The following is a 19,649-nucleotide window of genomic DNA, read 5'->3' as shown; positions in this document are numbered from 1 at the left end:
CGTCAGTTTCAACTCACCTAACTTAAGTTATGCTTTCGTCTTACTTCCTAGACTTGTTTTAATTTTCTTTGAGCAACAAATTAAAGTACTTCTGGAGCAAGTGACACGATCTTCATGAAGCCACCTTCACGCAATTCACGTGCAACTGGGCCAAAGATACGTGTTCCGCGAGGAGTTTTGTCTTCACGGATGATAACTGCTGCGTTTTCGTCAAATTTGATGTATGAACCATCAGCACGACGAGCACCTGATTTAGTACGAACGATAACAGCTTTTACAACGTCACCTTTTTTAACCGCACCACCAGGAGTAGCTTGTTTTACAGATGCCACGATAACATCACCGATGTTTGCAAATTTACGTCCTGAACCACCAAGAACTTTGATAGTCAAGATTTCGCGCGCACCGCTGTTGTCTGCGACTTTCAAACGAGTTTCTGTTTGAATCATTTCAGTTTTCTCCTTTCAGGTTTGATTAGATGATGACCGCTTCTTCAACAACTTCTACAAGACGGAAACGTTTTGTAGCTGAAAGCGGACGAGTTTCCATGATACGTACGATATCGCCTTCTTTGGCAACATTGTTTTCATCATGTGCTTTGTATTTTTTAGAGTAGTTAATACGTTTACCATAGACTGGGTGGTTACGTTTTGTTTCAACTACAACTGTGATTGTCTTGTCCATTTTGTCAGATACAACACGTCCAACAAGAACTTTACGATTATTGCGTTCCATTGAAATTTCTCCTTCCCTAGTCTATTATTTCGCTTCAGATTGAACTGTTTTGATACGAGCGATTTGTTTTTTAACTTCTTTCAAGCGAGCTGTTTGTTCCAATTGACCAGTAGCAGCTTGGAAACGAAGTTCAAACAATTCTTTTTTCAATTCGTTTTCGCGCTTCGCGAGTTCTTCTTGAGAAAGACCACGAAGTTCTTTAACAAATTCTTTTACTTCATTAAGTTTCATGCCTTCTCCTTATTCTGCTTCACGTTTTACGAATTTACATTTAACTGGCAATTTGTGGCTTGCAAGACGAAGCGCTTCGCGAGCAATCTCTTCAGATACACCAGCGATTTCGAACATCACTTTACCACGTTTAACTGGTGCTACCCAACCTTCAGGTGCCCCTTTACCAGATCCCATACGCACACCGATAGCTTTAGCAGTGTATGATTTGTGTGGGAAGATTTTAATCCAAACTTTACCACCACGTTTCATGTAACGAGTCATGGCGATACGAGCAGCTTCGATTTGGCGGTTAGTGATCCAGTGGCTAGTTGTAGCTTGAAGACCGTATTCACCGAATGCTACTTCTTTTCCACCTTTTGCTTCACCGCGCATTTTTCCACGGAATTCACGACGGTGTTTAACACGTTTAGGTACTAACATTGGTTATTTACCTCCTTTAGTGTTTTTACGAGCTGGAAGAACTTCACCACGGTAGATCCATACTTTAACACCAAGTTTACCGTATGTAGTATCTGCTTCTTCCCAAGCGTAATCGATATCTGCACGAAGTGTGTGAAGTGGAACAGTTCCTTCAGAGTATCCTTCAGCACGGGCGATATCTGCACCGTTCAAACGACCTGATACTTGAGTTTTGATCCCTTTTGCTCCAGCACGCATTGCACGTTGGATTGCTTGTTTTTGTGCACGACGGAAAGCGACACGTTGCTCCAATTGACGAGCAATTCCTTCACCTACAAGGTGAGCATCCAAATCAGGTTGTTTGATTTCGATGATGTTGATGTGTACTTGTTTTCCAGTCAATTTGTTAAGTTTTGCACGGAGTGCATCAACGTTAGCACCACCTTTACCGATAACCATACCTGGTTTAGCAGTGTGAAGTGAAACGTTAACTTTGTTTACTGCGCGTTCAATTTCGATAGTTGAAACTGCTGCGTCAGCAAGTTCTTTTTGAACGAATTTACGGATTGCAAGATCTTCATGAAGGTAATCCGCGTATTCTTTTTCAGCATACCATTTGGCATCCCAATCACGGATGATGCCGACACGCATACCAATTGGATGTACTTTTTGACCCACGATGTTACCTCCTTATTTTTCTGCAACAGCCACAGTGATGTGAGCTGTACGTTTGTTGATTGGTGAAGCTGAACCTTTCGCACGTGGACGGAAACGTTTCATAGTTGGTCCTTCGTTTGCGAATGCTTCAGATACTACCAAGTTAGCTTTGTCCAAACCAAAGTTGTTTTCAGCGTTAGCTACAGCTGAATTCAAAACTTTCAAGATGATTTCAGCAGCTTTGTTTGGTGTGAATGTCAAGATTGCAATAGCATCAGCTACGCTTTTACCACGGATGTTGTCAAGAACAAGACGTGATTTACGAGGTGAAACACGTACTGTACGAGCCATTGCTTTAGCTGAAGTAATTTCTGCCATTTATGTTCTCCTTATTTTCTACGTGTTTTCTTGTCGTCTGCAGCGTGACCTTTGTAAGTACGAGTTGGTGCAAATTCACCAAGTTTGTGACCTACCATGTCTTCTTGGATGTAAACAGGTACGTGTTTACGTCCGTCATAAACTGCAATAGTGTAACCAATGAAACTTGGGAAGATCGTTGAACGACGTGACCAAGTTTTGATAACTTTTTTCTTTTCGTCGTTAGCTTGAGCTTCAACTTTTTTCATCAAATGCTCATCGACGAAAGGTCCTTTTTTAAGACTGCGTCCCATTTTTATATTTTCTCCTTTAAATGTTGTACCACAGCGGCTTGCGCTCACATGGAGCGCTACCGAGCTGGCGGATTTCCTAGTTGCTTAGGCGACTAGTTTACTATTATTTCTCGTTGCGACGACGAACGATAAGTTTGTCAGATTTCGCTTTCTTGTTACGAGTTTTAAGACCAAGAGCAGGTTTGCCCCATGGAGTAGATGGTGCTTTACGACCAACTGGCGCTTTACCTTCACCACCACCGTGTGGGTGATCGTTAGGGTTCATTACAGAACCACGAACTGTTGGGCGGATACCTTTCCAACGGCTACGTCCTGCTTTACCAAGGTTCACAAGTCCATGTTGTTCGTTTCCGACAACACCAACTGTAGCACGACAAGTTCCAAGGATCATACGTACTTCGCCAGATTGAAGACGAACAAGAACGTATTTACCTTCTTGACCCAATACTTGAGCAGAAGCTCCAGCTGCACGTACCAATTCTCCACCACGACCTGGTTTCAACTCGATATTGTGGATCAAAGTACCAACTGGGATGTTAGCAAGTGGAAGAGCGTTTCCGACTTTGATATCTGCTTCAGAACCTGAAACGATACGTTGACCAACTTCGAGACCTTTTGGAGCGATGATGTATGCTTTCACACCGTCAGTGTAGTGTACAAGAGCGATGTTTGCAGAACGGTTTGGATCGTACTCGATAGTTTTAACAACTGCTTCAACGTTGTCTTTGTTACGTTTGAAGTCAACCAAACGGTAGAAACGTTTGTGTCCACCACCTTGGTGACGAACAGTGATACGACCGTTGTTGTTACGACCAGCCTTGCTCTTCAAAGCAACAAGCAATGATTTTTCAGGGGTGCTTGTTGTGATTTCAGCGAAATCCAAAGAAGTCATATTACGGCGACCGTTTGTTGTTGGTTTATAAACACGAATTCCCACGATATTTCCTCCTTAGATTATTCAGCTTCAGCAGCAAACAACTCGATTGCTTTTGAATCAGCTGTAAGTGTGATGATAGCTTTTTTAGTTTTGTTAGTAAAACCAGTGTAACGTCCAACACGTTTTGCTTTTGGTTTTACGTTGATTGTGTTAACGTTGGCAACTTTAACACCTTCGAAAGCAGCTTCAACAGCTTGCTTGATCAAAAGTTTGTGTGCACGAGTGTCAACTTCAAATACATATTTTCCTGCTTCAAGTTGAGCCATTGAACTTTCAGTGATAACAGGTTTTTTGATAACATCATACAAATTCATTATGCAAGAACCTCCTCGATTTTAGAGATAGCTGCTTGTGTGACAAGAAGTTTGTCGCTATTTGCGATGTCAAGAACACTTGCAGTTGTAGCAGTTGCAACTTTCACGTTTGGAAGGTTACGAGCTGAAAGAGCTGCGAATTCATTTCCTTCTTCAAGGATAACAAGAACTTTAGAATCGATGCTCAATGCTGCAAGAACTTTTGCAAATTCAGCAGTTTTTGGAGCTGTAAATGAAAGAGCGTCTACAGCTACGAATTTGTTTTCAGCAACTTTTTCAGAGTAAACTGATTTAAGAGCTAGGCGACGAACTTTTTGTGGAAGTTTGTAGCCGTATGAACGTGGAGTTGGTCCGAAGACAACACCACCACCACGCCATTGTGGTGAGCGGATAGAACCTTGACGAGCACGTCCAGTTCCTTTTTGACGCCATGGTTTGCGTCCACCACCTGATACTGCAGAGCGGTTTTTAACAGCGTGTGTTCCTTGACGAAGGCTTGCGCGTTGGCTGATGATCACATCAAACACAACTGATTCATTTGGTTCAATACCAAATACTGCATCGTTAAGAACAACTTGGCCAGCTTCTTTACCAGTTTGGTCAAATAATGTTACGTTTGCCATTGTGACTGATTTCCCCTTTCTTTATTATTTACCAGCTTTAACTGCTGATTTGATAGTGATAAGAGATTTCTTAGCACCTGGTACGTTACCTTTGATAAGGATAACGTTCTTTTCTGGAACAACTTGTACAACTTCAAGGTTTTGAATTGTTACGCGGTCGCCACCCATGCGTCCTGCAAGGTTTTTACCTTTGAATACGCGGTTAGGTGCAACAGGTCCCATAGAACCTGGACGACGGTGGTAACGAGAACCGTGTGCCATTGGTCCACGTGATTGTCCGTGGCGTTTGATGACACCTTGGAAACCTTTACCTTTAGAAGTACCAGTTACGTCAACAACGTCTCCAGCTGCGAATGTTTCAACTGTAATTTCAGCACCAACTTCCAAGCCTTCAACGTTTTTGAATTCACGAATGAAGCGCTTAGGAGCCGTGTTAGCTTTCGCTACATGTCCTTTAGCAGGTTTGTTGCTCAATACTTCGCGTTTGTCATCGAAACCAACTTGGATAGCGTTGTATCCGTCTGTTTCAACAGTTTTAACTTGAAGAACAACGTTTGGAGTTGCTTCAATAACTGTTACAGGGATCAATTCGCCAGCTTCAGTGAAGATTTGAGTCATTCCCACTTTTTTCCCTAAGATTCCTTTTGTCATGAGAAAATAGTTCCTTTTCTATATTTTTTATTCAAAAAGTTTTTAACGAGCGTTTTTTATGCTCAAGGTATCAAGCTTTAGATTAAAGTTTGATTTCTACGTTTACACCACTTGGAAGATCCAATTTCATCAAAGCATCAACTGTTTTTTGAGTTGGGTTAACGATATCGATCAAACGTTTGTGTGTACGCATTTCAAATTGTTCGCGAGAGTCTTTGTATTTGTGAGTCGCACGAATAATTGTGTAGAGGCTACGCTCAGTTGGAAGTGGGATTGGACCCGCAACTTGTGCACCTGTACGAGTAGCTGATTCTACGATTTTTGCAGCCGCTGTGTCAAGCGTACGGTGTTCGTAAGCTTTCAAACGGATACGGATTTTTTTGTTTGCCATCTTTTTCTCCTTTTCGTCTATTTAAGATAATAGGCTAGCTCCACAAGAAAACCGACGCGCGTTGCGTGGCAATGCAACCGAGCGTGTCGCAACCTCTTGCATCAAAGCTAAGGCTGTAATTTACAGCACCATAATAGAATAACACAAAGCCCCTGCGATTGCAAGGGATTTGTAAGCTTTTTTTCGTTTTTTTAAGATGAAACTGTTTTCTCTTTTTATCTTTTCAAAATTACGGATTTATAACTATAAAAAACTACCTTTTCTTCTATATAATGTGTGCCATTTTGACCTTGAATGTATCTTCTGATTGATCTACTAAAATGTCCGCTTTAGACTCGGTCTCTCTATAGTATCGCAGATACTGCTCCCGTCTCATCTGATGGCTAGCTAATACAAAAGATGCATCGCGATTTCTCATAGTCGTATCTCGAGCTAAGCGCCTCTTTAATTCGGTCTCCTCATCCGTGTAGAAACAGATGGTTTTGTCAAAGAGTTCCTTGGGTAGAAAGCCCACAGACATCCCTTCAACAATCAGAATCGGCTTGGCTCCAGATAAGATTTCACTAGCCTTCCACGGTTCATCGATTGTTAAGACATCCATACCTGCCTGCAAGGCGAGAATATCTCTCTGTAAACTTGCCAGTTCATGCGCCACTGAGAGACAAGCTGTCACCTTTTGATTTGGTGCTTGCTTTGGTACTACCAGGTGACGTTCTGAGGTGATATAGGGATCTGTTTCTAGTAAATTTACTGTAGTAGAATCTAAAGCTTGATATAATTCCTGTACAAAGGTTGATTTACCCGAAGCCCCATGACCGTAGATCCCCAGTGTCCTAACTCTTCCCGTTTCAATCTCTGAAACCAGTTGTTCTATCAGGTCTTTTTTCTTCATTCTCTCTTCACCTGCTCATAGCTTTCTTTTCCGTCATTAAGCTTGTCCCAAATCACTACTTGCCCACTTTTGAGGGATTTTTGCACATCGATAATTCGTTGATTGGAAGAACCTCGGAACTGGAGCATAAGATTGCGCTTGCTTTTGTCATAACGACCATCGACAAGGATGTCAATCAGCGACAAGAGTTCCAGTTTGTCTGGAGTCTCCAGCATCATTTCTTCCCAAGTATAACCTGTCCAGGACCAGATGTCTTTATCTGGTAATTCCTTCCGAATGCGTTTCACGAGAGGCAGGAGAATGCCCGTATTGAGGAATGGCTCTCCTCCCAGTAAGGTCAATCCTTGAACATAGGGCTGGGCAAGGTCTGTCATGATTTGTTCTTCTAATTCTGCCGTATAGGGAATGCCTGCGTTGAAAGACCAAGTCGCAACATTATAGCACCCTTCGCAGTGAAACATGCAACCTGATACATAGAGAGAGTTTCGCACACCTTCTCCATCGACAAAGTTAAAGGCCTTATAATCAATGATCCGTCCTTTACTAAGTTCCTCACTTTTCCATTCACCTGGTTTTGGTGTATTCCATGTCATCCTTTTACTCCAAATCTATCCAGTAACGTTCTACACCATTTCGAACATCCTCAAACACCCCACCATTTGCCACAATCACCGCTCTGCTAGCCGGATTTTCCACACTGCAGGTCACAAGCGCTTTTTTAATATTCTTTTCCTTAGCAACTTGTAAACCTTGTCGGAGGGACTCTTTTGCATAGCCCTTGCCTCTTTCTGATGGACGAATGGAGTAGCCAATATGGCCCCCATTTTCTAGTAAGTAGTCATTTAATCGGAGACGAAGGTTGAGAAAGCCAAGAGCCTGGCCTGCTACGTCAAAACTAACCAGCTGGATAGCAGGGACCCAGTTTTCAGGAATATTGAGGCCCGCTTCCACTTGAGGATTTTCTTCTAGCCACTCTTCATAAACAAAATTGTTGGCGTTCCAAAACCCACCATCGTGGGCTGATTGAGTCTGTTCAAACTCTGCCATCATCTCTAAAACTGCTTCTTTATCTGCCAATCTTGGTCTGCGTAGTATCATTTTTACCTCCAATTAAGAGAAAAGCGAGAGCGGACTCTCACTTTTTCTTGTTCTTATTTAAAAATTGTTCTCTAAGATTGAGCAAGCGTTCTTTTTTACCAGCTCCACCTTTCGAATGTTTTTCATGATAACGGGTCACTTGTGCGCGTCCCTTATCGTCTAATTGGTATTTCCCCATTCCATTTCCTTCTAATTTGTTACTTCATGTCCGGCTGTTTTAATGGTTGAACCGTTCATGTGTTTGACACGCGCAGCGATTTCCTTGTGACGTCCGTTAACCATCGGACGCGCTTGAGGATTTCCCAGATAACCACACGTACGTTTGACCACGTCTACTGTTTTAGGGTCGCTATTGCCACAGTTGGGACAAGCAAAGCCTCTCTCAGTCGGTTCGAAATCCCCTTCAAAATCACACTTGTAACAGCGGTCAATCGGAGTATTGGTTCCTAGATAGCCAACACGGTCATAGGCATAGTCCCAGACAGCTTCCAAGGCCTTAGGATTTTGTTGAAGAACTGGATACTCACAATAGTGGATAAAGCCACCTGACGCACCTGCTTCTGGATAGACTTTTTCAAAATCCAGTTTTTCAAACGGTGTTGGATTTTTACGGACATCATAGTGGAAAGAGTTGGTGTAGTATTCCTTGTCCGTGATATCAGGAATAGAGCCGAACTTCTCTGTATCCAAGCGACAGAAGCGATCTGTCAAACTTTCAGACGGTGTGGAGTAGATAGAGAAATGGTAATCATATTGATCTGACCACTCTTCCACCCGACGTTTCATATCACGAATGATGTCAAGAGTGAATTCCTTGGCTTCTGGATTGTGTTCCCAGCTATTGCCAAAGAAGACAGTCGCCACTTCATACAAGCCGATATAGCCTAGCGAAACTGTCGCACGGCGATTCTTAAAGAGTTGGTCAACACTTTCTTCTTTTCCAAGACGGCGACCAAAGGCTCCATACTGATAAAGGATCGGGGCATTTGCCGGTGTTGCTTCCTTGGTTCGTTCAACACGATAAACCAGAGCATCCTCCGCGATGTTCATTCGCTCGTTGAAGATTTCCCAGAACTTGTTCAAGTCACCTTCGGACTCGAGAGCGATACGAGGCAGATTGACTGTCACAACACCTAGGTTCATACGACCTGAATTGACCTCAACACCATTCTCATCCTTCCATCCTTGGAGGAAAGAACGGCATCCCATAGGAACCTTGAAGGAGCCTGTCAGCTCGATAATCTTATCATAGGACAAGACATCTGGGTACATCCGCTTGGTTGCACACTCAAGAGCCAACTGTTTGATGTCGTAGTTAGGTGAACCTTCTTCTAAATTGAGTCCTCTTTTCAACGTAAAGATGAGTTTAGGGAAGATGGCTGTTCGATGTTCTGAACCAAGACCCTTGATACGAATGGTCAAGATAGCTTTTTGAATTTCCCGCTCAAAACGACTAGTTCCTAAACCAAAACCGAGCGAAGTAAAAGGTGTTTGTCCATTTGAAGTGAAGAGAGTGTTGATTTCATACTCAAGAGATTGCATGGCATCGTAGATGTCTTTTTGGGTTTTCTTCCAAGCGTAAGCTTCCCGTTTATCAGGTAGGACCCACTCTTCGGCATCCTTGAGGTGCTTTTGGTAATTCTTCTCCGCATAAGGTGCCAAGACTTCATCGATACGGTCAGCTGAACAGCCCCCGTACTGGCTAGATGCTACATTAGCGATGATTTGGGAAATCTGAGCTGTCGCAGTCTGGATAGACTTGGGACTCTCTACCTCTGCATTCCCAATCTTAAAACCATTTTCCAACATGCCTTTAAAATCAATCAAACAGCAGTTGGTCATCGGAGTGTAGGGGCTGTAGTCCAAGTCATGATAGTGGATATCCCCTTTTTGGTGAGCATTAGCTACGTGCTTAGGAAGCATTTGCAGCCCGATTGACTTCCCAACAATCCCTGCTGTCAAATCACGTTGGGTGTTGAAGACATCGCTGTCTTTATTGGCATTTTCATTGACAACTGCTTGATCTTTATTGAGAAGTTTATGGATACTAAAGTTGATATCTGTCGCTTTTGAGCGCTCAAAATCCCTTTGTGTCCGATAAGTGATATACTCCTCAGCTAGCGAATATTCTTTGGCTTCAAGGAGTTCATGTTCTACGACATTTTGAATTTCGTAAATCTTGACACCTTGAGGGAAGCGACTGTGAATTTCAGTGACGATTCTTTCAACTAGACCATTTAGGCGTTTTTCTACTAGAGGCGTAACGTCCATAACCTTTTCCGCCGCCTTGTGGAGAGCCTTGTCAATCTTGTCTACATCAAACACCACTCGTCTACCATCTCGTTTTTCAACGAACAAGGTGGGAACGGTTGCAAGCTTTTCTTCTAATACAATCATATCCATGCTCTTTTCTAAAATATTGTTGAATTGTTTATATTCAGTATTATACCACTCTAAAAATAAAAATCAATATCTTGTGTTAAAAATCCCAAATTTTTTAAAATTCCACAAGATATTGATTTTTTGTTATTTTGATTTATATAGTTTGAACTCGCTAGTATCTGTTTGAACAAGCTCATAGTTTTCACTGAGCCAGCTCTCTACATCTGACCACAAGGCAACTTTTTGATTGACCACAATCATCTTCGGTTGATTCTCTTTCAGGTCATTCATCAGTTTGGTTTTATTTTCATCGCTTGCAGTATAAAGTGTTGGAGTTGATAGAGAAGTCGGCGCCAAGCGTTCACTTGTACGGTAGAAATCTGGACGATCATCCCAAGCATAGACACGATCCTCAGAACTCGTTTGTTGTTTGACCACGCTGGCAAGACGTTCTCTCTCCCGATAAGTCGCTGGGTGCGAAAGGTAGCGACTCACAATAGGAAGAACAATGAGGTAGGCAAGGGCAATCAGTGGTAGATAGAAATTTCCTTTAAGGAAAGAAGTTTGTTTCTCACGTCTTCTTCTACGACGACTCCCTCCCTCAGAAACATCTTCCTTGATTCCTGTCAGAAGGAGCAAGACCAAGAAAGGAATTAGCACCACAAGACGAGTACCGTTGACAGGTTCATTAGAGAGAATCAAGATTCCCAAAGAAACCAACAATCCCAAGCTAGCAGCAATCGATAAGGCATATTGCTTGGCTGGTTTTGACTGGAACAAACCTGCAAAGAGCAAACTAAGGGAACCTAGCCCAATGGCAAGTAAGCCGTAGAAGGCTGCATTTTCAAGCAAATGCGAGTTTGAAAAGATGCTAAGAGTATTTACCGGATACAAGGTCTGACTAATGGCATCTCCAAAACTACCTGTCCACACTGTATAGTAGCCTAAAGGATAGAATAAGAGTGAAAATCCTAGGGCTGACGCAAAGAACTGATATAGACCATGAACAAAGTGACCTTTGCCTAGATTAAAGCCGATAATCCCCAAGGCCAGTACAGCCGCAAACAAGGCGGTTGGGATTGGCGCAAGGAAGAAAGCGAGAGCAAGGCTCATCCCCACTCGTACAAATCCTTTGTCGTCCTTTGGAAAAGCTAGATAATTTGTAACGATACTCAATGAATAAAATAGGAAAGGCAGGGCTAGCAAAAGAGCATAACCGCCACCAAAAGCGAGACCCGCTACAAGCAAGTATAAAATAAAGACAACTCGCTTCGCTTCCTTTTCTTGGCCGGCAAGAGTATTCGCAGCCTTAAAAAGAAAAACACCTGCTCCAAACAAGGCCAACCACTCAACCAAAGCAATCAGAATACTGCCTTGAAAAAGGTAGGTTAGCACATAATAGAGCAATCCCTCCGTCCCAAAATAATCTGTATACATTTGACCATTTTGATGCAAGGCCCAACCGGTATAAAGATCCTGAGTTTGTTGCGGACTGACTAAACCAAAAATAAAAGGCAGGGCAACCGAAATGGCTGTGGCCACTAAACTCCAAAGCAAAATACTAAAAAAGGGAATGGGAGCTCCTTCTCGTTTCTCTGGCACTGACCAGTCTTGGTAATGAGATTCTTCTTGTTTCTCATCTATTTTCCCGTATACGTTCATTCAATTTCTCCTCTAAGTTTATCTGTTTTAGTATATCAAAATCTTACAGGAATGTCAGCTTGGGATTGATATTTGCTTAATTTCTTATCCAATATCGCAAAGCGTTCGATTTCACGAAAACGATGTAACCTACTAGCTTTATACTCTTTAAAAAAATCTTCATCTTCTAGATTGAGCATTGTTTTCTCCTTTACCTATCTATTCGTAAGAAGAAAAAATAAGATCCAGCCTTGGGCTAGATCTTGGTCGATAGTTAGAGCATAGGTGCAAACAACTGGACAATTTCCTTGATTAGGCTTTGATACCAGCTGGTTTTGATAGTGTGAGGATAAATTTCTTGAGAAACTTTAAAAATCTCTTCGAAGTCTCTTTCAATATCGATGATGGACTGCGTTCTATAAAGTAAGACGGCATTTTCATAGTGGTGGAGCAAGCTCCGATAGTCAAAATTGATGGTCCCCACAGTAGCTGCCTCTCCATCGACAAGCATTTGCTTGCTATGAAGGAATCCCGGACTGTACTCATAAATACGAACCCCTGCAGATAACAAGTCTGGATAGGCTCCTCGAGTAACTAACTGAATAACCTTCTTATCTGGGATACACGGTGTCACAATTCGCACATCTACCCCTCTCAATGCTGCATTTTTGATACTTTCGGTGAGATCATAGTCCGCAATCAGATAGGGAGTCGTGATATAGACGTAATCTGTAGCTTGATTGATAAGATTTTGGTAGACCGTTTTTCCAACTTGAGCTCTGTAGATGGGTTTTGGCCCACTGCTATAGGGAATACAGAGCCCCATCCCGTCTCTGGGGTGATTTTCTAGATGGTATTGGTCAAAGTCACTAATCTCTCCACGGTTGATATACCATGCAGATAAAAAAAGTCTGGTAAAAGCCTTAACTGCTGGTCCATCCAAACGAATCCCACTATCCTTCCAGTAACCAAAACGTTCGATATGGTTGATATACTCATCGGCCAGATTGACACCACCTGTATAGGCAATCTGCCCATCAATAATCATGATTTTACGGTGGTCACGGTTGTTATAAGCAACGGTCAAACGTGGAATCACCTTGTTAAATTTGTGGGCTTCAATCCCTCGACCACGAAGCTGGACGGTGTAATCTCCAGGTAAGGTTGCCATACAACCAATATCATCATAGAGAAGCTTCACCTCTACTCCTTGAGCTGCCTTTTCTTCCAAAATCTCCAAAATACTATTCCACATCAAACCTTCTTCGATGATATAGTATTCGAGAAAGATAAACTTCTCAGCTTTCTTGAGATCCTCTAGCATCTGATGCCACATGCTTTCACCAGATGCAAAAAATTGTGTATCCGTTCGATCATAGACATCAGCATTCGTATCCATGCTGAGGAGAGATTTGATAACTCCGTAAGCTGACTTGTCCTGCTCTTTTAACTCCAAACGGAGAGCTCTGCTATTGTCCTCTCGATCAACCATTGATTGGAGCTGCTTTAGCTGCTTCATTTCTTTTTTAGATAAACGGCGTTCTCCAAACATGATATAGAGCAAGGGTCCAAACACTGGTACAAAGGCTACTAACAGCCATGTTACCTTACTCTCAGGATTCATAGACCGATTGACAATCGATACAATGGTCGCTAAACTCACTAAAATGACTAGGATAATCCAGACAATTGGAGCCATTTGCCCTAGATAGAGAAATAAACCAAAGACGATAAACAACTCTGCCAACATGATGGTAATACTGAAACCATATTTGGACATGAGTAGCTGCATTTTTCTAGCTGTCATACATCCCCTTTCTTTTCTAACATTCTCCTTAACTGCTTGATAAACTAATGTTTCTACTAGTATACCTCAGTTCAGGGGTAGATGGCAACCTTTTACCTTTGCTCAAGTTCCAGTCGTTCCGTGTTTAGATGATTATTACAATTTCAAAGCCAACATATTGACCGTCATACCAGCTGCAGTCCCCATAAGGTAGACGACATCTCCCTCCTTGATAAGTCCATGCTCCAAAGAATAAGCCAAGCCAAACGGTACAGAGACTGACACCATATTTCCATAGTCAGTGACGAGATTGAGGTACTGATCCTCAGCCACACCTAGTTTTTCCATGACCAAAGGAAGAGCACGACTTGCTTGGTGAGGAATGATATAGTCCACGTCTGCCAAGGCTAGCTGTGTTTTTTCTTGAAACTCTTCAAACATGACTGGGATTTTACGAGCAGACAAGAGGAGGATTTTCTTCCCCTTCATGTCAAACATATAGTTGGTCTTCGTCGCTTCAGAGTACTCTTTTGGTTGAAAAGAAGTCAGACCTCCACGAATCTCCGTATCGTGAGCCCCTTCTGACCAAGTACGTTGGAGACTAGCAATGACCCCTTTTTCCTGATGACTTTTTTGGAAAATAAAGGCTGCTGCCCCATCACTAAAGAGTTCAAAACTTTCTTTCTGCTTGGGATTGAGCCCTAAACTACCAACCTCACTAGACACAATCAAGACACGATTGTATTCGCCCGCCTCAATCAAGTGGGACATAGTCGATAGAGCAGAAATAAAGCTGGTACAAGTTGTATTGATGTCCATTGCTGGAATTGAGAGTCCTTTTGCCACGCGCTCATGAATCAAGGCAGCCGTACAAGGAATAGGCTGAACACCAACTGCACTAGCTGATACAAGGCAATCGATATCTTTAATATCCAAATTTGCATGTTCAAGTGCACGGTGGATAGCTTCTTCTGCCAAGTCGAGTTGCGTTTCTTCATTTTCAACTACACGATAACGGGTCTGGTCTTTAAATTGAACTGTATGCTTTGGAAGGCAAATGCCATAACCTGCGATTTCTACATGTCTTTTTACTTCTGTCATTGTCTTTTTTCCTTTCATAAACGTTGGATACGTTTGAGTTTACGGCTAGTATCCCAGTGATAATCTGAAAATTGGATTTGAGGAACTATGAACTCTTTTTGCTGGGCCAAGAGTTGGAACTGTGCTAAAATTGCTGTCTCTACGTCCTCATCTCGTCGGCTTAAACAAACTTCCACTAATTTCTCGGAATGTTGCTTAACTTGATAATCTCCTACATTCTCCACAAAGAGGATGCAACGCCTGATAAAGTCTGGATAGATGGTTACCTGCCCGCCATTCTGCCCTTCAAAGTAGAAGATATCATCAGAACGTCCTTCGACCTTGTCAATCCGTGTATAGTAGGAGCCACAGGAACAAGGCTCCGGATTTTCAACCAAGATATCATTGAGCTGGTAGCGATAAACAGGCTGACTACTTCGCTTAAAGTCCGTAATCACTGGATAAAAACGGCGGTCATCTAGATACTGCTTTTCCACAAATATAATGTCTTCGTTGAGATGTAGATTACCAGCTGAGCAAGTGCAGGCTAGGAAACCTTCTGTCGCCTGATAAACTTGGTCAATGATGGATAGAGAAAAGGCTTCTGCGATCCGTCCCCTATCACTATCTTCCAAGATTTCCGCCACCGAAACGATTTTTTGTGGGTGAATAGCTAACTCTCCATCCTTGAGACGCTTGCTCAATTCAATCAACATCGAGGCTGGCGCCACAATAATCGTTGGTTGATAGTTGTTGAGTCGCTCTATATGCTCATCTGTATGTTTGAAAATATCAAAATACTCTAGACGAATGAGCGCCGTATTGATGGTCTGATAGAGTTCATTATCAGCTCTCAGGAAAAAGGCGATGCGGTGTCCAAAAAGCTGCCCCTTGGGCAACATCTTTGCCAAGATAGCCGCAGCCCACATACTTCGCTCTTTCTCTGTTGTGATAAAGAGCCCCCGATGTCCAGATGTCCCTGAAGATAGACCGACGGCCACTTCCCCTTTAAGTTCAGTGAAATCACGGGTCTTCTCGCTTTCAATAGCTAAGGATAAGGCTTCATCTCTATCCACTCCTTGGGTGTTGAGCTCATTAAAATGTTCCATCATAAAAGCCTTGTCCATATGGTCAAAGTTGCTAGGAACCCCATTTTTAAAGTAGGGAGACTCTCGCTTTAAAAAGTCCATATAGTTGGCTAATTGCTTTTTCTGATAGTTTTCTACAGCTTCTCGAGATTTGAAATGATGAAGCCAACGAGTTTGGATAAAGGTTTTAAGAAAGGTTATTTTTTTCATGTAAGATTGACTCTATCCTTTCTACAGGATCATGGCTAACAACTACCCCAATACCGGCTTTTAAGACTTCCTCCAGAAACTCTGTCCCCCTGATATAGTCGGTCTTATTATCCTGGACCAAGGAAGGAATCAGGTGCATCTGCTTGGTGTAAGGTAAGAGGTCAATTCCCCAACAGAGGTCCGCTGCAATAAGGAGATTAAGATCTGGAAAATATAGACAGGCTTGCCCCCTAGCATGCCCATCAACAGAGGCTACTAGGATACTGCCATCTCCGAAAAGATCACAAATCGGACGATAGGGAAAAGTTGAAACTTGCTGGTCAGCTCTGATAATGGTTAGATTTTTCTCAAAAGAAGCTGGTAAAAACTCCTTGAAAATCAAGTCTTTCAACTTGGGTTTTTGGTAGACTTCATATACTTCTTTTGTCAAGATAAAGGTTGCATGAGGAAAGAAACTAGCTCCTCCCAGATGATCTGGATGTAGGTGTGATAGAAGAACATAGTTAATTTCTTCTGGTTTGATTCCCTTCGCTTCCAGCAAACGTGAAATCTGGTCCTTCTCCGTCATTTGAACGGGCGTTCCTAGCCGATAGAAACCATAGCGAAGCCGGGTCTTAATATCGTAATGATAGCCTGTGTCATAGAGGAGATAGCCCTTGTCCCTGTGTTTGATAAGAAAAACACCTGCTGGAAAGGTCATCTTTTGATTCTTGACTCCCTTAAATAGCAAACCTGTGTAGCTGGTACAGTAGCCTGCTGGGAAATAATCAATGCTTTCGATAATCTTGGACATATTGTTCAATCCCTTCCGAAATACTGATTTGAGGGCGATAACCCAAGTCTCGCTCCGCCTTGCTGATGTCCAGCGTCTGACTATAACGGAGCAGATAATAGGTATAGCGTGTCAGAGGCGGTTCACCTTTGAGTTTCAAGACCTTATACAGAAACTCTAAACTAGTAGCAATAACTGAAAGAAGAGGAGCTGGTACTCTTCTGTATGTTATCGGATAGCCTAGCCCTCTCAAGGTTTCTTCTATCAGACTCCTAAATTCCCTTGGTTCTCCATTGGTGATGTTATATACTTCACCACTAGCTTGAGGGGTCTCTAGTGCCAAGCGAATGGCCAAAGCAACATTTTCCACACAGGTCATATCCATGAGCTGACGACCGTCCCCTATCAAGGGAATGCCAATCTTCTGACTGAGTTTGAGAACTCGGGGCAAAATACTGGTATCCCCAATCCCAAAAAGCCCACGAGGTCGTAAAATAATACTCGAAACATCGGGATAATCCTTAAACAGCTTCTCCGAAGCCAGCTTACTACGAATGTAGTTGTTCAGATTATTTTCCTGAGGCGCAGCACTTTCTTTGATAGCTAGCTGATCTCGAGGAGCAGCATAGATGCTAGGCGAGGACACATAAACCAAACGCTGAATACCAGCCTCTAATCCACGAACTGCATAGTCATACTGATCATAGTCATGGGGGAGAATCAAGGCAGGCTTACCATAGATGATACACTGGTAAAAAATACCTGCACCACCATGATGAATCACATAATCCATCTGAGGAATGTATTCCTTATAGGGAAGATAGGATACCACAGAAACATTGTCCATGAGCTCTTCACATTGGAAGTCTTGTCCGCCAAACCCCAGAGTCACAAAGAAGTGACAGTCCGGATGTGCTTCTGCCAATTGTTGGGTCTGGTAGAGGAGATTGTCTTTGGCCCATGCTAGCTGAGTGCCGCAGGAGACAAGGACCTTCTTATAACCTGCATAAGGAGACAAATCGAGGGGATAATTTTCTGCCCTCTCAATCGAAGAGCCAAAAGGTCCCACCCAAAGGTAGTGCTCTGGAAAACCACTTTTCAGCTCCAACTCTTTCATCCCAATCCCCAAGATGGAATAGGGTGAATAGATGGTTTCCTGACCTTTCTGATTGTAGAGCTTAAAATCGTAACGTTTCAATCGTTCTCTCAATAAAAAGCTTACGATTCGTTTCCCTAAACGAGTCCCTTTTCTTCCTAGCCATTGCTGGGCAGATTGGAAAGATGTTTTTGGACTGCCCATTCCTCCAAAGAAACAAGGCGGTCCATCTGTCGTTTCAATGGCAAACTGTGTCGCCATCGTGGTAATCCAGGGAATATTCAACTGTTCCGCTACAAGTCCTCCAGAGAGGGTTATAAAGTCCGCAATCACAATATCTGGTCGATTTTCCTGCCACTCTTGCACTAATTGATCTGAAACCACATTGATCAAATCAAGGCTAGCTGACAACTGTCGATAAGCAGAAAAAAGGTTTAATTGACCTTCATTGTTGGCTACACGCTCAAACTCATCTACACAATTTTCTAAAATGGGGATCACCTGGAATCCCATCTCCTCTGCAACAGCTTTTCGTTGCGGTCCTGTAAATAATCGAATCTCATACAAGGGATCCTTCAACAAGGGGGCAAGTAAATTCAGTGTTGGGAAGAGATGCCCACTTAAGGGTACTACAACCACATCAATTTTGATTTTTCTCATATGTCTAGGATAGCAAATTTTTAAAAAAAGAACTACCAAAATGATAGTTCTTTCCAATATTATTTATATGTTGGGGAATACGTCGCTTCCACTCTACTTAATCCTTAGAAGAGTTCTTTGTAGAGAGCAATGGTTTCTTCCAAAGTCGGCATAAATGGATTTCCAGGTGCACAAGCATCGATCAAAGCATTCTTAGAAAGGTAGTCAAAGTCAAAGTCTTTTTCTTGGATACCGAGTTCAGTGAGTTTCTTCGGAATACCAACAGTTTCAGAAAGTTTCTCAATCTCAGCGATAGCATAGTCAGCACATTCTTGGTCTGTTTTCCCTTCCACATGGAGTCCCAGGGCCTTGGCTACATTGCGGAAAGCTTCTGGTACACGCTTGGCATTTTCACGTTCTACAACTGGGAGAAGCATGGCACAGCAGACACCATGTGGCAAGTTATATACCGCACCGAGTTGGTGAGCCATAGAATGAACATAACCCAAACCAGCATTGTTAAAGCTCATACCACCGAGGAAGATAGCATTGACCATAGCCTCACGCGCTTCAATATCTTGGCCATTTGCCACAGCACGAGGAAGATACTCCTTGATGAGTTCAATCGCTCCGATAGAGAGTTTCTTGGTCACATTATAAGCACCTGGTGTTACCAAGGCTTCGACAGCGTGAGTAAGAGCATCCATACCTGTCGCTGCTGTCAATCCTTTCGGTTTTGAAAGCATGAGTTCTGGATCATTGACTGAGATAAGGGCAAGGCTGTTCTTATCAACCATTACCATCTTGACCTTGCGCTCTTCGTCAGTAATAACATAGTTAATGGTGATTTCTGCAGAAGTTCCAGCTGTTGTATTGATTGCAACCACTGGCAAGCCTTTTTTAGCAGATTTGTGGAGACCCTCATAGTCTTGAGGTTTTCCTCCATTTGTAGCGATGATAGAGATACAACTAGCCGCATCCTGAGGAGATCCTCCTCCAAGACTGATGATGAAGTCACATCCATGCTCTTCCAAAGCAGCCACTCCGTCTGTGACGTTCTTGCAAGTCGGATTTGGCTCCACATCGCTAAAGATCACATATTCAATCCCTTCAGCATCTAGTGGTTTTAGGATCTTAGGTAAAATATCACTTCCCTCGATGAACTTGTCTGTCACCAAAAGAGCCTTCTTATATCCCAGTTCCTTGATATACGGACCTACTTCATTTACAACACCTTTACCAATAAGGTTAACTGATGGAACGTAAAATGTAGCCATACGCTTTTCCTCCTGCGCCTCTGCGCTATTTGATTATTTACCATAAGTATACGACCTTATAAGAAGTTTTACAAAT

General features: G+C 42.7%; 25 protein-coding genes. All 25 read right to left on the bottom strand.

Annotated features, from left to right (window positions below):
• Positions 1-80: 80 nt before the first annotated feature.
• Positions 81-449, bottom strand: coding sequence for a 50S ribosomal protein L14 (gene rplN, locus E7Y33_RS04145; RefSeq protein ID WP_000616545.1), 369 nt, complete (start codon positions 447-449; stop codon positions 81-83).
• A 25-nt stretch (positions 450-474) separates the two neighbouring features.
• Entirely contained in the window at positions 475-735 is a 261-nt protein-coding gene (rpsQ, locus tag E7Y33_RS04140) for a 30S ribosomal protein S17 (protein WP_000440801.1), read from the bottom strand.
• 24 nt (positions 736-759) lie between these two features.
• Positions 760-966, bottom strand: a complete 207-nt coding sequence (gene rpmC, locus E7Y33_RS04135; RefSeq protein WP_000772918.1) for a 50S ribosomal protein L29 — start codon at positions 964-966, stop codon at positions 760-762.
• 9 nt (positions 967-975) lie between these two features.
• A complete protein-coding gene (rplP, locus tag E7Y33_RS04130; RefSeq protein ID WP_000960946.1) occupies positions 976-1,389 on the bottom strand; it encodes a 50S ribosomal protein L16 in 414 nt (137 codons plus the stop codon).
• A 3-nt stretch (positions 1,390-1,392) separates the two neighbouring features.
• The gene (gene rpsC / locus E7Y33_RS04125; RefSeq protein WP_000529936.1) at positions 1,393-2,046 is read right to left on the bottom strand and encodes a 30S ribosomal protein S3; all 654 of its coding nucleotides are present in this window, start codon (positions 2,044-2,046) and stop codon (positions 1,393-1,395) included.
• A 12-nt stretch (positions 2,047-2,058) separates the two neighbouring features.
• Positions 2,059-2,403 (bottom strand): 50S ribosomal protein L22, encoded by a 345-nt coding sequence (gene rplV / locus E7Y33_RS04120; protein WP_000818137.1) that lies wholly within the window; start codon positions 2,401-2,403, stop codon positions 2,059-2,061.
• Between the two features lie 11 nt (positions 2,404-2,414).
• Entirely contained in the window at positions 2,415-2,696 is a 282-nt protein-coding gene (rpsS, locus tag E7Y33_RS04115) for a 30S ribosomal protein S19 (protein ID WP_000533766.1), read from the bottom strand.
• Positions 2,697-2,799: 103 nt separating this feature from the next.
• Positions 2,800-3,633, bottom strand: coding sequence for a 50S ribosomal protein L2 (gene rplB, locus E7Y33_RS04110; protein ID WP_023939675.1), 834 nt, complete (start codon positions 3,631-3,633; stop codon positions 2,800-2,802).
• Positions 3,634-3,650: 17 nt separating this feature from the next.
• Complete coding sequence (locus E7Y33_RS04105; protein ID WP_001055347.1) at positions 3,651-3,947, bottom strand: 50S ribosomal protein L23; 297 nt, start codon at positions 3,945-3,947, stop codon at positions 3,651-3,653.
• A complete protein-coding gene (gene rplD, locus E7Y33_RS04100; protein ID WP_000024537.1) occupies positions 3,947-4,570 on the bottom strand; it encodes a 50S ribosomal protein L4 in 624 nt (207 codons plus the stop codon). The genes E7Y33_RS04105 and rplD overlap by 1 nt, the downstream gene beginning before the upstream one ends.
• 24 nt (positions 4,571-4,594) lie before the next feature.
• Positions 4,595-5,221, bottom strand: coding sequence for a 50S ribosomal protein L3 (rplC, locus tag E7Y33_RS04095; protein WP_000160197.1), 627 nt, complete (start codon positions 5,219-5,221; stop codon positions 4,595-4,597).
• 82 nt (positions 5,222-5,303) lie between these two features.
• A complete protein-coding gene (rpsJ, locus tag E7Y33_RS04090) occupies positions 5,304-5,612 on the bottom strand; it encodes a 30S ribosomal protein S10 (protein WP_001284513.1) in 309 nt (102 codons plus the stop codon).
• A gap of 265 nt (positions 5,613-5,877) precedes the next feature.
• Complete coding sequence (locus E7Y33_RS04085; RefSeq protein ID WP_139689727.1) at positions 5,878-6,504, bottom strand: uridine kinase family protein; 627 nt, start codon at positions 6,502-6,504, stop codon at positions 5,878-5,880.
• Positions 6,501-7,097 (bottom strand): anaerobic ribonucleoside-triphosphate reductase activating protein, encoded by a 597-nt coding sequence (gene nrdG / locus E7Y33_RS04080; RefSeq protein WP_139689726.1) that lies wholly within the window; start codon positions 7,095-7,097, stop codon positions 6,501-6,503. The genes E7Y33_RS04085 and nrdG overlap by 4 nt, the downstream gene beginning before the upstream one ends.
• Before the next feature lie 4 nt (positions 7,098-7,101).
• Entirely contained in the window at positions 7,102-7,602 is a 501-nt protein-coding gene (locus E7Y33_RS04075) for a GNAT family N-acetyltransferase (protein WP_139689725.1), read from the bottom strand.
• A gap of 37 nt (positions 7,603-7,639) precedes the next feature.
• Positions 7,640-7,780, bottom strand: a complete 141-nt coding sequence (locus E7Y33_RS09445; RefSeq protein WP_000521618.1) for a hypothetical protein — start codon at positions 7,778-7,780, stop codon at positions 7,640-7,642.
• An 11-nt stretch (positions 7,781-7,791) separates the two neighbouring features.
• Positions 7,792-9,999, bottom strand: a complete 2,208-nt coding sequence (gene nrdD, locus E7Y33_RS04065) for an anaerobic ribonucleoside-triphosphate reductase (RefSeq protein WP_161976032.1) — start codon at positions 9,997-9,999, stop codon at positions 7,792-7,794.
• A 129-nt stretch (positions 10,000-10,128) separates the two neighbouring features.
• The gene (locus tag E7Y33_RS04060; RefSeq protein ID WP_139689723.1) at positions 10,129-11,646 is read right to left on the bottom strand and encodes a damage-inducible protein CinA; all 1,518 of its coding nucleotides are present in this window, start codon (positions 11,644-11,646) and stop codon (positions 10,129-10,131) included.
• A 35-nt stretch (positions 11,647-11,681) separates the two neighbouring features.
• Positions 11,682-11,825 (bottom strand): hypothetical protein, encoded by a 144-nt coding sequence (locus E7Y33_RS09440; protein WP_162837248.1) that lies wholly within the window; start codon positions 11,823-11,825, stop codon positions 11,682-11,684.
• 74 nt (positions 11,826-11,899) lie between these two features.
• Positions 11,900-13,432: a cardiolipin synthase gene (gene cls / locus E7Y33_RS04055; protein WP_139689722.1), complete on the bottom strand. Its 1,533-nt coding sequence runs from the start codon at positions 13,430-13,432 to the stop codon at positions 11,900-11,902.
• A gap of 135 nt (positions 13,433-13,567) precedes the next feature.
• The gene (locus tag E7Y33_RS04050) at positions 13,568-14,512 is read right to left on the bottom strand and encodes a 3-oxoacyl-[acyl-carrier-protein] synthase III C-terminal domain-containing protein (RefSeq protein WP_139689721.1); all 945 of its coding nucleotides are present in this window, start codon (positions 14,510-14,512) and stop codon (positions 13,568-13,570) included.
• A gap of 14 nt (positions 14,513-14,526) precedes the next feature.
• A complete protein-coding gene (locus tag E7Y33_RS04045; RefSeq protein ID WP_138100886.1) occupies positions 14,527-15,789 on the bottom strand; it encodes a F390 synthetase-related protein in 1,263 nt (420 codons plus the stop codon).
• The gene (locus E7Y33_RS04040; RefSeq protein ID WP_139689720.1) at positions 15,767-16,582 is read right to left on the bottom strand and encodes an MBL fold metallo-hydrolase; all 816 of its coding nucleotides are present in this window, start codon (positions 16,580-16,582) and stop codon (positions 15,767-15,769) included. The genes E7Y33_RS04045 and E7Y33_RS04040 overlap by 23 nt, the downstream gene beginning before the upstream one ends.
• A complete protein-coding gene (locus tag E7Y33_RS09645; RefSeq protein WP_419865822.1) occupies positions 16,557-17,678 on the bottom strand; it encodes an NAD-dependent epimerase/dehydratase family protein in 1,122 nt (373 codons plus the stop codon). The genes E7Y33_RS04040 and E7Y33_RS09645 overlap by 26 nt, the downstream gene beginning before the upstream one ends.
• A 743-nt stretch (positions 17,679-18,421) precedes the next feature.
• Positions 18,422-19,573 carry an iron-containing alcohol dehydrogenase gene (locus E7Y33_RS04030; RefSeq protein WP_139689718.1) on the bottom strand — a complete coding sequence of 384 codons (1,152 nt, stop codon included), beginning with the start codon at positions 19,571-19,573 and terminating at the stop codon, positions 18,422-18,424.
• Positions 19,574-19,649 lie beyond the last annotated feature (76 nt).

It is taken from the genome of Streptococcus oralis (assembly GCF_006175905.1).
In the GTDB taxonomy this organism is placed as follows: Bacteria; Bacillota; Bacilli; order Lactobacillales; family Streptococcaceae; genus Streptococcus; species Streptococcus oralis_BG.
The sequence above is the reverse complement of the archived record's forward strand: the minus strand, read 5'-3'. Positions and strand labels throughout refer to the sequence as shown.